This is a genomic window from Prevotella marseillensis, assembly GCF_900625065.1.
GTDB lineage: Bacteria > Bacteroidota > Bacteroidia > Bacteroidales > Bacteroidaceae > Prevotella > Prevotella rara.
This window is the reverse complement of record NZ_UYXY01000005.1, coordinates 44,146-58,195: the sequence shown is the minus strand read 5'-3', so window position 1 is coordinate 58,195 and position 14,050 is coordinate 44,146. Positions and strand designations below refer to the sequence as shown.

The 14,050-nt window shown below is 45.6% G+C and carries 15 protein-coding genes and 1 pseudogene; 9 read left to right on the top strand and 7 right to left on the bottom strand.

The genetic code is table 11. The annotated features are described in order from the left end of the window. Together EJL04_RS14965 and EJL04_RS14960 are read right to left on the bottom strand one after the other, a co-directional pair. Positions 1 to 94, bottom strand: a pseudogene (locus EJL04_RS14965) (helix-turn-helix domain-containing protein); the annotation flags it as partial. Positions 95 to 97: 3 nt separating this feature from the next. Beyond that, on the bottom strand, positions 98 to 454 hold the full coding sequence (locus EJL04_RS14960; RefSeq protein ID WP_002561004.1) for a helix-turn-helix domain-containing protein: 357 nt from the start codon (positions 452 to 454) through the stop codon (positions 98 to 100). Between the two features lie 280 nt (positions 455 to 734). Here EJL04_RS14960 and EJL04_RS14950 point away from each other — a divergent pair, with 280 nt between their 5' ends. From EJL04_RS14950 to EJL04_RS14930, 5 genes are all read left to right on the top strand, one after another. Beyond that, positions 735 to 1,034 (top strand): helix-turn-helix domain-containing protein, encoded by a 300-nt coding sequence (locus EJL04_RS14950; RefSeq protein WP_019131010.1) that lies wholly within the window; start codon positions 735 to 737, stop codon positions 1,032 to 1,034. 31 nt (positions 1,035 to 1,065) lie between these two features. Continuing rightward, positions 1,066 to 1,371: a helix-turn-helix domain-containing protein gene (locus tag EJL04_RS14945; protein WP_125105544.1), complete on the top strand. Its 306-nt coding sequence runs from the start codon at positions 1,066 to 1,068 to the stop codon at positions 1,369 to 1,371. Between the two features lie 190 nt (positions 1,372 to 1,561). Continuing rightward, positions 1,562 to 1,765: a helix-turn-helix transcriptional regulator gene (locus tag EJL04_RS14940; RefSeq protein WP_002561006.1), complete on the top strand. Its 204-nt coding sequence runs from the start codon at positions 1,562 to 1,564 to the stop codon at positions 1,763 to 1,765. Between the two features lie 52 nt (positions 1,766 to 1,817). Further along, positions 1,818 to 2,759, top strand: a complete 942-nt coding sequence (locus tag EJL04_RS14935; protein WP_125105542.1) for a HamA C-terminal domain-containing protein — start codon at positions 1,818 to 1,820, stop codon at positions 2,757 to 2,759. Further along, entirely contained in the window at positions 2,743 to 4,866 is a 2,124-nt protein-coding gene (locus EJL04_RS14930) for a DEAD/DEAH box helicase (protein WP_004355287.1), read from the top strand. Before EJL04_RS14935 ends, EJL04_RS14930 begins: the two co-directional genes overlap by 17 nt. A 102-nt stretch (positions 4,867 to 4,968) precedes the next feature. Here EJL04_RS14930 and EJL04_RS14925 read toward each other — a convergent pair whose 3' ends face one another. Beyond that, positions 4,969 to 5,331 (bottom strand): hypothetical protein, encoded by a 363-nt coding sequence (locus tag EJL04_RS14925; RefSeq protein WP_002561010.1) that lies wholly within the window; start codon positions 5,329 to 5,331, stop codon positions 4,969 to 4,971. A 12-nt stretch (positions 5,332 to 5,343) separates the two neighbouring features. Beyond that, on the bottom strand, positions 5,344 to 6,579 hold the full coding sequence (locus EJL04_RS14920; RefSeq protein WP_002561011.1) for a site-specific integrase: 1,236 nt from the start codon (positions 6,577 to 6,579) through the stop codon (positions 5,344 to 5,346). Positions 6,580 to 6,931: 352 nt separating this feature from the next. Here EJL04_RS14920 and EJL04_RS14915 point away from each other — a divergent pair, with 352 nt between their 5' ends. From EJL04_RS14915 to EJL04_RS14900, 4 genes are all read left to right on the top strand, one after another. Then, positions 6,932 to 7,615: a 5'-methylthioadenosine/adenosylhomocysteine nucleosidase gene (locus EJL04_RS14915; protein ID WP_021855071.1), complete on the top strand. Its 684-nt coding sequence runs from the start codon at positions 6,932 to 6,934 to the stop codon at positions 7,613 to 7,615. Between the two features lie 129 nt (positions 7,616 to 7,744). Continuing rightward, positions 7,745 to 8,224 carry an S-ribosylhomocysteine lyase gene (locus tag EJL04_RS14910; RefSeq protein ID WP_125105541.1) on the top strand — a complete coding sequence of 160 codons (480 nt, stop codon included), beginning with the start codon at positions 7,745 to 7,747 and terminating at the stop codon, positions 8,222 to 8,224. Between the two features lie 93 nt (positions 8,225 to 8,317). Beyond that, positions 8,318 to 10,441 (top strand): TonB-dependent receptor, encoded by a 2,124-nt coding sequence (locus EJL04_RS14905; protein ID WP_125105540.1) that lies wholly within the window; start codon positions 8,318 to 8,320, stop codon positions 10,439 to 10,441. Continuing rightward, positions 10,428 to 10,913, top strand: a complete 486-nt coding sequence (locus EJL04_RS14900; RefSeq protein WP_241210027.1) for an immunity 51 family protein — start codon at positions 10,428 to 10,430, stop codon at positions 10,911 to 10,913. The genes EJL04_RS14905 and EJL04_RS14900 overlap by 14 nt, the downstream gene beginning before the upstream one ends. Positions 10,914 to 11,088: 175 nt before the next feature. On the opposite strand, the gene EJL04_RS14895 is transcribed toward EJL04_RS14900, so the two are convergent. From EJL04_RS14895 to EJL04_RS14885, 3 genes are all read right to left on the bottom strand, one after another. After that, on the bottom strand, positions 11,089 to 12,396 hold the full coding sequence (locus EJL04_RS14895) for an MATE family efflux transporter (protein WP_125105539.1): 1,308 nt from the start codon (positions 12,394 to 12,396) through the stop codon (positions 11,089 to 11,091). A gap of 144 nt (positions 12,397 to 12,540) precedes the next feature. Further along, positions 12,541 to 13,527, bottom strand: a complete 987-nt coding sequence (locus EJL04_RS14890; protein ID WP_125105538.1) for a FecR family protein — start codon at positions 13,525 to 13,527, stop codon at positions 12,541 to 12,543. Further along, positions 13,524 to 14,036 (bottom strand): sigma-70 family RNA polymerase sigma factor, encoded by a 513-nt coding sequence (locus tag EJL04_RS14885; protein WP_125105537.1) that lies wholly within the window; start codon positions 14,034 to 14,036, stop codon positions 13,524 to 13,526. Before EJL04_RS14885 ends, EJL04_RS14890 begins: the two co-directional genes overlap by 4 nt. Positions 14,037 to 14,050 lie beyond the last annotated feature (14 nt).

The following is a 14,050-nucleotide window of genomic DNA, read 5'->3' as shown; positions in this document are numbered from 1 at the left end:
CCTTCATCGCCAGCAGCAGTTCGTCCTGACGGTCGAGCCGTTCCATCAGCTTCTGCATCCAGCCCTCGAAGTTGTTTCGTGTGAGCAGTTCCATGACCTATGTCCTCCTTCCTTTTGGTTTGCCGCCAGTGCGCAGCGTGTGGTTGCGTTTCAATTCCTGCGGTGTCGCCGCGTCCTCGTTGACGGCACACGCTTCAAGCAGGCGGTCTATTTCCGACTGCCGGTAGCGGCATTTACCGCGAAGCACGACATAACCGATGCGTTGCTCGCTGCGCATACGCTGGAGGGTGCGGGTACTCACGTTAAGCAGGTGCGCCGCCTCGCGTGTGGTGAGCAACCTGTCGGGCGATGCCGCTTTCTTGTCGCCGGAGGCGGCACGGACGTGTGCCGCAATCTCCGCTATCTGTTCCGTCAATGACCGGAAGGCAGAACTTTCCATCGTTATCACTTTCATATTCAGTCCTTTATTTTTGTTTATTTTCATGAACATAGGCTGCGCCTCGGCATACCGTTCAAGCAAGTTTGACGCTCTACACTCGGCTTGCTCTATGTTTCTGCGACAAAATTCGGCAATAAACAAAAGGGGCTTTAACAACTCACTACGTGACTCACGTAAGATTTTTACGGAAGATGGCTCCGTAACCCGGTCAAACGGTGCAACAGGCAGCCTTTCAGCGGAAAACGGTACGTGTTAAGGGCTGCATCGTTACCTTTGCGGGCAAACCGATAATTGCATGAATATGGAAATAGTATCTATCGAGAAAAAGACTTTCGAGATGATGGTGGCGGCATTCGGCGCACTCTCGGAGAAGGTCGCCGCCCTAAGGCGCAAAAGCGACACGGGGCGCATGGAAAGATGGCTCACGGGCGAGGAGGTCTGCGGGCAGTTGAGAATAAGCCCGCGCACGTTGCAGACGCTGCGCGACAGGCGGCTTATCGGCTACTCGCAGATAAACCGCAGGTTCTATTACAAGCCGGAGGAGGTTAAGAGGTTGATACCGCTTATCGGCACGCTCTATTCGCACGGCAGATGATTTGATTTATTCACCCACTGAATCCGAAGTTATGATGAACGAGACCAACGATGTTTTTACGATGGAAGACGAGCCGATAGCCTCTGTGATGCAGGATATGCGCAAAGGCTCGAAATGGCTGTCTGTATTTCTGGAAAGTTACCGCCCTCCGCTGGACGGGGAACGTTACCTGACTGACGGTGAGGTGGCGGAACTGCTCCGTGTCAGCCGACGCACCTTGCAGGAATACCGCAACAACCGCGTGTTGTCCTTCATACTTTTGGGAGGGAAGGTGCTTTACCCGGAAACGGGGCTGCGCGATGTGCTGGAAGCGAACTACCGCAAGCCGCTGGAGTGAGGCGGCCAACATGAAAAAGGAAACGGGCGACATTTTGTGGTGCTGCCCGTTTACTTTTTATATACTTGGGTGTTTTAATGACCTTAAAACCAGTTTTTTGATTGATCCAACCAATTTCTATCGTTAGAAATTCATATAGTTAATAAAAAGTTGTAACTTTGCATTTAACGCAATCTAAAAATTAATTGTAATGGCAATTTTAAACAACATTAAAAATGTACTATCAGAAAAAGGAGTTATGAGCAAATGGTTGGCAAAACAATTACAGAAAGATCCTGCAACAGTATCTAAATGGTGTAATAATCATTCTCAACCTGATTTGTACACATTTGTTCGTATTGCAAATTTGCTTGATGTTGATGTTCATGAACTTATTTGTCATACAAAAAAATAGTATCTAAAGGAATATAGATGTTTCACCATTTTTAAGCATGTAAATAAAGTGTATGAGCAATAAAATTTGGAATTTTGATATATTAGTTGATGATTGTTTTGTTAAATTTAATACAAAAAAGCAAGAAATAAATCCAGATCATAATGACAGGTTATTATCAGTTGCTAATGGCTTTGAAGATGGCAGTTGGAGATATCGTCAATTCAAAGAATTTGTTTTCAGTAATATTGCAGAAACAGCTTTGTCTGCACAAGAACGAGAGAAATTAATAGATAATGATTACGGTAGGCTTATTGAGGCTGCCAAACATTTACGACTTGTTGACAAAGAGCAGAATGGAAAGGGAAGTGAAATAGCGGAAATTATTCTATATGGCATAATGAAGAACCATTATAAAGCCTTATCTGCAATACCTAAAATTTTTTATAAACAGAATGATAATGATAATGCAAAGGGCTCTGATTCTGTACACATTGTAATTGACCCAAATGGAGGCTTTCAACTTTGGTTAGGAGAAGCTAAATTTTATAATTCTCTTGAGGATGCGCGATTATACGAACCAATAAATTCTGTTGAACAAATGTTGCGCAAACCTATTATGAAAAAGGAATGCGGAATAATGACCAATCTCAATGAACTTGATAAACAAATTGAAAACCAAACATTACTTAAAAAGATAAAAGAATGTTTCGATGAGAATACTTCCATTGACGAAATAAAACCCAAACTACATATACCTATTCTTTTATTACATGAATGCCAGATAACAGCAAGTACTACTGAAATGAGTGATGAGTATAAAAATAGTATTATTTCTTTTCATAGAGATCGTGCTCATTCGTTTTTTAAGAAGCAGATCAACAAGCTTAGTTCTGTTCATAAGTATTCGGAAATAAACTTTCATTTGATTCTTTTTCCTGTTCCTGATAAAACAAAAATAGTAAACTGGTTTATTTCACAAGCAAAAAATCTCAAAAATGATGCAGACGAATGATATATATAATACATGTTTAGATATAAGTAATGTTCTAAATGCTGGTGATATAAGTAATGCAAGATCCAAAGTAATTACATTACTTCATGAGATTAATGGTACTAACAATAATTCATATATGGAATTAGTCAACCATCTTATTCGTGAAGTGGGGCTTTTACCGTATATTGATACATATACTGCATCTTGGGAAGATCGGTTTGTATGTGAAGTTTTTAAAGTTAATATTGGAGAAAGAAAACCTTGTGTCTTACATACTGCTCAATCACAGGTATTAAAGAAGTTATTAGAAGGGAAAAGCGTTGCGGTGAGTGCTCCTACAAGTTTTGGTAAAAGTTTTGTTATTGATGCATTTATTGCGATTAAACAACCAATTAATGTTGTAATATTAGTACCTACGGTTGCTCTTGCAGATGAAACAAGAAGACGAATTTGCCGAAAATTCTCTCATCAATATAAAATAATTACAACAACAGATGTAGAACTTGCGGAGAAAAACATATTGGTATTTCCGCAAGAAAGAGCTTTTGCCTATATAGATAAACTTCCTTCAATTGATATTCTAATCGTTGATGAGTTTTATAAGGCAAGTACAAATTTTGATCTTGAAAGAAGCTCCACTTTACTCAGTTCAATGGTAGAACTCGGAAAGAAAGCTAAACAAAGATATTATCTTGCCCCAAATATCCATGAAATAGAAGAAAATGTATTCACTGAAGGGATGACATTTCTGCGTATGGATTTTAAGACCGTTGTAACGCATGCATGGCGGTTATATAAAAGCAGACCAAAGAATGAAGATAAACAGAGTTTTAAGACACGTAAACTTATTGAATTAATAAATACAGGTATAGGTAAAGCTTTGATATATACCGGCACATATAAGGGAATTGAAGAAGTAACAACAATTCTTAACAGAAATTTATATAATAAAGACTCTGAACTGCTTGCTAATTTTTCTGATTGGCTGGAATGCAATTATGGAGAAAAGTATATTCTTAAAGATTTAGTCAAACATGGTATTGGTATTCATAATGGTCAGCTACATCGTTCTCTTAGTCAAATTCAAATAAAACTATTTGAAGAACAGAATGGGTTAGATTATTTGGTATCGACCTCGTCTATAATTGAAGGAGTAAATACTCAAGCAGAGAGTGTCGTTTTATGGTCAAATAAGAACGGGGCTCATAAGATTGATTATTTTACCTTTCGCAACATCATTGGACGCGCAGGCAGAATGTTTCGTTATTTTGTAGGTCGTGTCTATATGCTTGAAGAGCCACCAAGTCAAGAAAATACTAAATTGAGATTAGAGTTTCCTGATGATGTAGTAAAAAAACTTGATGGAAATGACCCCGGTATAAAATTGAATAATGAACAATATGTAAAAATTCAACGATATCAAGATGAAATGATAGAACTTCTTGGAACGGATATTTGGCATAGAATTGAAAGAATACCACAAATCAGAAGTTGTAAACCATCAATGTTAAAGATAATTGCGGAAAAATTGAAAACTGATTCCAATTGGCCAACAAATTGCGATGCTTTACAAAACAATAATACATGGGAATGGAGGGATGCTTTAGGAGATATCATAGAAATTTTGGAATATCATCGAAAAGGACATTTACGGTATTATGCATGTGCATGTAGTAATGGATGGAAAATGACTATAAAAGAGCTATATAACACAGTAAAAGATTATGGTATTACATATGAGGATATATTTACATTTGAAAGATATGTATCCTTTAATCTCTCATCTATTATTGCGGTAATTAATATTATACGTCAAGAACTTTATCCTAATTCCTCAAATATCGCCAATTTTGTATATAAAGCATCAAATGCCTTTTTACCTAAAATTGTATTTCAACTTGAAGAATACGGATTACCGAGGATGATTAGTAAAAAGATACAAAATGCAGGTCTTATAAATCTTGAAGACGATTCTAAAGAGATTACAATCGTTATACAGGAATTTAACACGATAGGAATTGAATACCTTGAACAAAAAATACCTAATCTCCATTCATTTGACAAATATATATTAAAACATTTTATGAACGGAATTCGTTGCATAACGACAAATCAAAAGAATTAAATAATAGCCATATTATTACCTCTATATTTTTTGAGATATGATATGGCTATTTAGATAAGGATCCATATAGAAATTCTTTCGTATAATTTTCATTTGATATCTTCAACAGTACGCAGTTTTTCCGTTCTGTATAAACATCACGTATGTTTGCCGCTTCTCTTGTGAGAGAACCTTTCCTACCAGCCACATGCGGAACAGGTAGGTGTTGTAGGTGTTCAGCCGAAAAGCAATCAGAATAATGATTTCAGGCGCGTACACGTCCGCGTACAGCCCGTTTTCAAGCTGCATGTAGCGGCACACCTTGTAGTCGTTCAGCACGTCAGACTTGCGGACGGCTTTGATGACGGCGTTCACTGCCGGGACGGTCGTATGGAACAGTCCGGCTATTTCGGTGGCGGTCATCCACACATCGTTACCGGTTACGCTGACCGCCTTGTCCTCTATGATGATTATGTCACGTTTCATGGCTCCTCTTTTTTAGATGGTGCAACCTGCAAATTCCTCGACGTTGTTTAACCTTGCGGCAAGGTTTTCCATATCCTGATTGAGTTTTTCTTTGGTTATCTTCGCGTAAATCTGCGTCGTCTTTATGCTCTTGTGTCCAAGCATGGAGCTGACCGTTTCGATGGGTACGCCGTTGGAAAGGAAAACTGTCGTGGCTGCCGTGTGGCGGCTTTGATGCCACGTGATATGCTTGGTGATGCCGCAACGCTTGGCGACGGCACGGATACCGGCAAGGCACGTGTTATAATGCGGAACGGGGAATATCCTGCCGTTCTCGCATAGCCCACGGTATTTGCCGATTATGCGGTTGGCGATGTCAAGCAGGCGGATGTTGGACACCACGCCCGTTTTCTTGCGGTTGATGTTTATCCACTCGTGTTCGTCGAAATAGGTACGGATATTCTCTTCCGTGAGGTTGCGCATATCCGCGAACGACAATCCGGTGAACGCACAGAACAGGTAGAGGTCGCGGTACAGTTCCTGTTTGGCGTTTTTCAGTTTCCCCTCCATCAGCAGGCGTATTTCGTCTTTGGTCAGGAAACTGCGTGTCGTTTCCTCCTTCTTGATTTCATACTCGCGGAACGGGTCGCGTGTCAGCCACTCGTTGTTGATGGCTATGAACACCATTGTCCGTAGCGGGCAGACGTACAGCCACACGGTATTGGTGCAGCAGTGCTTGTCCGTGCGCAGGAACATCTCGAAGTCGGAGATGAAAGCGGGAGTAAGCTCTTTTAGGGCGATGTCCTTCACATGGTAGCGGATGTCGAGGAACTCTTGCAGGTGCTTGTAAACGACACGGTACTTTTCCAGTGTACCTTTTGCTTTCATGCCTGCTTCCACCTGTTTCTCATAGTTCTCGTTGTGCCGACGGAACACCTGCATCAGCGTGTGGTAGCGGTGTTCCAGTCCGAGAAAGGCGTTCTTTACCTTCTCCGCCGTGACGAAGTTGTCACGCTCCATGATTTCCTGATAGTGTCTGTTGATGCGCACCCGCATCTTGTCAAGCATACGGTTCGTTTCGAGTGCCGCCGCGCTTCTGCCCGTGACACGTCCCCCTTTGGTGTCCCACAGCTTCGGATCGACACTCAACTTGCAACTGAACTGCGTCTGGCTGCCGTCCACCGTGATGCGTCCCATGACGGGAACCGTCCCGTCCTTTTTCACTACCTGACGCTTGAGGTAGTAGATTACTGAAAATGTACTCTTCATCGTTCTTAATTTTTGGATTTCAAAATTAGTTGGTGAAGAGTCCGGTGTCGGTACGCAAAACGGGGAGGAACGGCGCAATCTTTTTTCCGTAACCGTATTTGTTACGTGAGTTGTGGGTAACTCACTATAACATAGTGTCTTGTTTCGCCATTCGTACCCGTTTGTCGCATTTTCGGACATGGTTACGAACAAGTAACGTTGCGGCGTCAAGATTTGGCTTCGGCAAGGATTGTAATGGCTTCACGAATTATCGCCACTTTAACTAAAACCCTTGTAACTCAATTCTATCACTATATCTTTCCGCATTTCACTTTTTTGTAGTAACTTTGCTGCGTAAAACAACAGCATAAAGATGAAAATAGGAATAATAGTGGCAATGGACAAGGAGTTTGTGCAGCTTAAGGCACTGCTCGAGAACGCCACAATGGAGCAACACCACAAGAAAGACTTCGCCGTGGGTAACATCGGCGACAAGGACATCGTTATACAGAAATGCGGCATCGGCAAGGTAAACTCTGCCATTGGTGCCGTGGAAATGATAAACAACTATGCCCCCGACCTGGTGATATCTACCGGCGTGGCTGGCGGAGCCGACGTAGAGATGAACGTAACGGACGTCATCGTGGGCACATCATATTGCTATCACGACGCCTACTGCGGCAGCGAGTGCAGCTTCGGGCAAATCATCGGCATGCCGCCTGCATTTACGGCACCCAAAGACCTCGTAGAAAAAGCAGTATCCCTGAGCGGCGAGACAAAGATTCATGCCGGACTGATTGTCAGCGGCGAATGGTTTGTCGACTCACGCGAGAAGATGCAGGGCATACTCGACAACTTTCCCAAGGCCAAGGCCGTCGACATGGAGAGCTGCTCTATAGCGCAGACCTGCCACATATACGGAGTGCCGTTCGTAAGTTTCCGCATAATCAGCGACATACCGCTTAAGGACAACAAGGCGTCGCAATACTTCGACTTCTGGGCAAGACTTGCCGAAAAGTCGTTCAACGTTACCAAAGAATTTCTTAAAGTAATATAAGCAATGAGTTACTGAGATGTCAAGGAGCGACGCATTTGCCAGAATATCCTCAAAAGCCGGACAACAAAGAAATACAACAAAACATTTGTCTTAACTCCTTAACACCCTAACTCCCTAACTTCTAAAAAGATGAAAAAGATTCCAAGTTTTACAATCGCCCACAACCGCCTGTTGCGCGGAATATACGTATCACGCAAGGACAGCGTAGGCGGAGAGACCGTCACCACATTTGACATACGCATGAAGGAGCCTAACCGCGAACCTGTTGTTCACGCCGGCGCACTCCACACCATTGAACATCTGGCTGCAACCTATCTGCGCAACGACCCGGAATGGAAAGACCGCATAATCTACTGGGGGCCGATGGGATGTCTGACGGGCAACTATCTGCTCATGCGCGGCGACCTTGAACCGAAGGACATCGTGGGACTGATGCAAAAGACATTCAAATTTGTTGCTGACTTTGAAGGCGAGATACCGGGAGCTGCTCCGAAGGACTGCGGCAACTGGCTGCTGCACGACCTGCCCATGGCACGATGGGAGGCACGCAAGTTCCTGACAGAAGTGCTTGAGGTTATCAAAGACGAGAACATGAATTATCCCGGCTGACATACCACTGTTATTTAAAATAAGTTAAATCATGTCACATCAGCAATGCGCTTGCGTACTAAAATCAGAATAAGACACAAAACAGCATTGCGTATGAAAAGACACAGAATAATAACGACTGCGCTTGCGGCAGCCATGACAGTTGCCGCAGCGCATGCTCAGACAGACACGCTGAAAGTTGACACCACATACAACCTTGGCGAAGTTATGGTTAATGGTATGCGAGTGATAAGCAAGGTAGACCGCCAAATACTGCTGCCGACATCAACAATGAAGAAGCACTCATCGAACGGATACGATCTGCTGAGCAAGATGACGCTCAACGGTATAATGACCGACCCGATTAAGCAGGAAATTAAATCACTGAAAGGCGGAAGCGTGCAGGTACGCATAAATGACGTTAAAGCCAATCAACAGGACATAACAGCACTGAGACCTGACGAGGTTGTAAGGGTTGAATATATCGACAATCCCGGAGTGAGATATTCAGACGGCAGCATGGACGCTGTAATTAACTTTGTCGTAAAGAGAAGATATGCGGGATATGTCGGCGGGTTAGGAACGATGCAGGCCTTCACTACCGGCTTCAACAACAGTAATGCTTACTTTAAGTATAACTACAAGAAATCGGAGTTCAGCATATACTACAACTTCAGCTACCGCGGCTACGACGAGCGCAAGGTGGACAGCGAAAACACATATTTCTTTCCTGACGGAACGCAGCGCCAACGCCAATATTTAGGGTACAACACCAACTTCATGTACACCTTTAATACGGTCCAGCTGGGCTACAACCTTGCCGAACCTGACAAATATACCCTGAACATCAGCCTCAACTATAATCAATACAACAACCCGAACTCAGGTTCAAATCAGCTGGCAAAAGAGACATCAATGCCAGACTTGTATCTGTATAACAAGAGTAAGAACAAAATGTACACCCCGTCGCTCGACATCTACTGGTCGCTGAACCTACCTAAAAAACAGAACATAACGGCCAATGTAGTAGGAACTTACATCGGCACCGACTACAAATATATGTCGCGCAACTATCTCTTCAACCAGTCGCCTGAGCAATCGATGCAGGCTGACCCGGTGAATGACTACAGCTATTCTACCACGGGCCGCAAATATTCGCTTATCAGCGAGGCTATATATACGAAGGAATTCAAGAACAAAGTGTTCTCGGCCGGAGGCGAATACACCGTAAGCCACACGGACAACGACTACACAGGAGCGGTGAACACGGACGCCATACTCAACTCAGACAATCTTTATCTCTTTGCACAGCTACAGGGAAAACTCGGCATATTCAACTATCAGGTTGGCCTCGGTGCAAACTATCTTGCCATTCATCAGGGCGACATTGGATTCAACAAGTGGACACTGCGCCCGCAGTTAAGTCTTTCGACCAAAATAACAGATAATCTGTTTGTAAGATACTCAGGACGAATAAGCCAGCGTTCGCCTTCGCTCTCGCAACTGAGCGACGTAAGAAACCAGAGCGACGAACTTAACGCAAGCGACGGAAACACAGGACTGAAGCCTTACACTGGATACAGCAACAGTCTTATGCTAAGCTGGAACCGTCCGCTTTTTAACTTCCAGTTGTACGGAAGCTGGTATTATGCGCCCGACATCATCATGACATCTTATATTCCTGAGCTGCAGGACGACGGTACATATCTGCTCATCAGCAAGCCGGAAAACCAGAAGAGCTTCAGTCAGAAGTCTCTCACTGCTTACTTCACTCTGCACGCCATTAAGGACATTCTCAACATTTCACTCTATGGCGACTATTCCAACTACAACAGCCGCGGACTTGACTACTCTCACAATTACCGCTCATGGCGCTGGGGCGGATACGCCAACCTTATGCTGGGCAGATGGAATGTTTCAGCAAGTTTCTACACCGCACCGAAAAGCTATTTTGCCGAATCTATGAGCACGGGCGAAAACCAGTCGAACTTCAGCGTCAGCTATAAATATAAAGACCTCAAAGTGGGACTTGGAGTTTTGCTGCTCGGCTATGCACAAGGTTTCGACTATGTGGGCAAGACAGACAGCAAGTATCTGCAGAGCACTACGCATACATATATCAAGGACAACGGTAACATGATTTACTTAACGCTGTCGTACAACTTCAGCCACGGACGCAAATATCAGACAGAGCGTAAGAAACTCAATAATTCAGACAACGATAATGGTATCAGGTAAAAATTTATTCAGAAAAATTCTGCAAGCCTTTAAAGGCAAGACGGAAGAAAGGCCGCAACAGGAGGAAAGCGGCCATGCAGACAGCCACAATGCAATGAGCAACAGCGGCGACGGCAACTATGTAAGAATAATCGATGATGGCGACGGTGTGATAAACGTGCTGCTCGAAGTGGAACACGACAAGGTGCTTGAGCTTGGCGATAGATTGGGCGAAATAAACGAAGCGGCCTACATGAACGGATATAACTGGGACGCCCTGATAAGGCATTATCTCAAGAACAACGCACCCGACATACTCGAGGCAATGGACACCGATCCTGAGGCAGGCCTCTATGATGCATACTTCAAGGAGAGCGACGCCAACCGCGACAAGGCCAAGCGACTTGCCGACATGCTGACCTCACTGATTGACAACGAACAGGAGCTTTGCAGGATAGTGAGGGAAGAAAGCGACAAGATAAACTGGGGGTAATTATTTTCTCTACAATTAGCTTTCCCACGGCAAAGGGTTCATACAAATACAAAGAATGCAGACAGGGCGCACATTCAGTGTGTCTTCAGTCTGCATTCTTTGCATTTATCTAAAGCCACATTAGGATTTGCAGCTATATCAAAATAATTGGCAAAGTTGACAACATACATTCCTGTCAGGCTGTGCACCCCGTGCGCCGCCTGCGCCATATCACGGTCTGCGCCAGTCCTCTTACAGCCACAAACGCTATGAACGCAAGCCACAGTCCATGGTTGGCCATCGTGAAGCGAAGAGAATAATAAAGGACGAAAAACGTTACGGCTGCAAGAAACATCGACTGAAGCATGCCGCGCGTCATGGTGCAGCCAATGAACACACCGTCCCATACAAACGCCGCCATGCCGGCAACAGGTATTGCCAATGCCCAGTAATAATACTCATGCGAAGCTGTCACCACAGAAGGCTCATCTGTAAGCAACGAGAGAAAGGCGTCGCCGCCTATGCCATAAACCAGCGTGAAGCCTACTGCCATACCGGCTCCCCACCAGAACAGGCGGCGCACCGTGGAGCCAAGAGCCTCCTGATTGCGCGCCCCGTAAAACTTGCCGCTCAAAGCCTCACCTGCATAGGCAAAGCCGTCCATAACGTAAGAGAACAGCATATAGAACTGCATGAGCAGAGTGTTAACCGCCAACACTACCTCACCCTGCCACGAACCGGCGGAAGTGAAAAACAGCATTACGGCAACCATGCACAGCGTGCGCAAAAAGATGTCGCGGTTTACCTTGAAGAAATGCGCCATTGCGTCGCGCCGCCATACGCCTTGCCATGAGAAATAACGCCTCAGACGGCGATAATTTACGAAGCAAAGCAGCAGTGCCATCATGAAACCGCCCCATTGGGCAATGAGCGTGCCCAGGGCAACGCCTTCAACCTTAAGTCCGAGGCCGAACACAAGCAGCGTGCTCGCCCCTATGTTTATTATATTCTGCGTTATGGCTATAAACATTGGCACGCGCGAATTCTGCATGCCTATGTACCATCCCGACAGACTGAACAGGCCGAGCATGGCAGGAGCGCCCCATATAAGTATGTTGAAATATATCGAAGCAAGCCTTCTTACCTCGGCAGGCGGCTGCATCACGAGCATTGATGCCTCGCGCAGCGGCACCTGCAGCACGATGAGCGCCAAGGCAACCGCCATGGCTATACCCAAAGAACGGCAGAGCATACGCACCGTTTCGGTAAGGTCGCGCCTGCCGAGAGCCTGCCCAGTCAGTCCGCTAGTACCCATGCGCAGGAATCCGAATATCCAGTAAATCACATTGAACGTCATGCCGCCCACGGCTATTGCACCAATATATGATGCCGCACCGAGGTGGCCCACTATGGCCACGTCAACTAGTCCCAGCAGCGGCACGGTGATGTTGCTCACTATTGCCGGCAGGGCTATGTTGAGTATCTGTCTGTTTCTGTTATCCATCGTTGTCTGTTTTCTGCCCTCATGCACCCATGCAGTCCGTTCTGCCGTATGTGCCAGAGAATAATGTTTTATATTGATATTTACAGCTTTCGGGCTGCAAAGTTACTCAAAAAAACATTAATGCGCAACGAACCGGGCATAATGCTATTTCTGCTCTATGCTTATGCGGCCGTCGGCGTATCTGAACTGTGCCACGCCAAGGTCGTTAAGCGCCTGAAGAACGTCTGCCAAAGAAACCGACCGGGGGAAGTTGAAGTGAATTCGGACAGAAAGCAGACTGCGCGAATGGAACACAATGCCTACGTTATACCATGATCCTATGTCGTTCATAACATCCTCGAGCCGCGAATCGTCGAAACGGAACTCACCGTGAATCCATCCTCCGACAGCTGCCATGTCGGCCTTTTCCACCTTTATGTCACCCTTATCGTCGACAACGGCCTGATGTCCAGGACTAAGCATCTTGCCCTTGCCGCCGTCTTCACTACTTACACTGACACAGCCTTTAAGCAGCACCACCGAACTTGCGCTGCCATGATAAGAACGGACATAGAACACCGTACCGAGCACCTTCGTACTCATATTTCCGCTCTTCACGACAAACGGTCTGCCGGCATCATGCCTGACGCTGAAGCGTGCCTGTCCTGTAAGTTCAACCTCCCTGACGCCATTATGCCCAAAATCAGAAGGATATTCAAGACGAGAGCCTGAACCAAGCATTACGCGGGAACCGTCGGGCAGAAGGACATCAGACGTAGTGGCCGACGGCGTCTGCACAATAACATTGTCTCCGTCAGCCACACGCGATGTATGCGACGGCAGTTCGGCCATGGAAAATGTCTCAATCACTCCGGCAGAACCAACAATATCACTCCACGCAAACGCCACGACCAAAGCCACTACGGCAGCAGCTACCGCTGCTGAAATGAATATGCGACGCAGCCTCAAACGTGAGCCGCCGGCATCGCCATGACGCGCTTCAAACCGTCGCCATGCATTCTGCGTCTCCTCGTCGCCGGGCATATCTCCCAAAGCCTCACCGAGCATCATCAGCAAACGCTCGTCTTCACCGCTGCCCTCGCCTGCCTTGCGGCTTGTCAAATCCATGTTTCTGACATCATTCTCTTTCATAATTCGTCTCCTTTCCCTACAGCCTCACGCAAAAGTTTCAAGGCCTTTGCAATATGTTTTTTCACGGTATCATAACTTATTCCAAGACGTTCGGCAACCTGACGGCGTGTAAGATGCTCATAATAACATAGGCGCACTATTGAGCGTGCTGGCTCGCCTAACCCTTCAGCCACAGCCTCAACACGCGAAAGCAGCCGCTCGTGGTCGCAATATTCGCTTTCGGCATCTGCCTTTGTTGCCTCAGCCAGCTCTGCCGCTGCACAATTCTCGGTATTTATGTGCTTCAGTCTGTTAATACAGGCGTTGCGCACGCACATATAGAGCCATGAGCCGCGGTCGGCAGGACGCAGCAAGTCGAAACGCTCCCAGGCCTTCTCCATGACATCGGCCACCACATCGCGCCCCTCGTCGGCATCGCCCGTAAGCTGGACGGCAAACCTGACCAGCTTAGGATAATATTCGCAGAACATACGTCTGAAGTCGTCTTTCTTCTTATCTTTCAACAACATTTTAAAAATCAGTT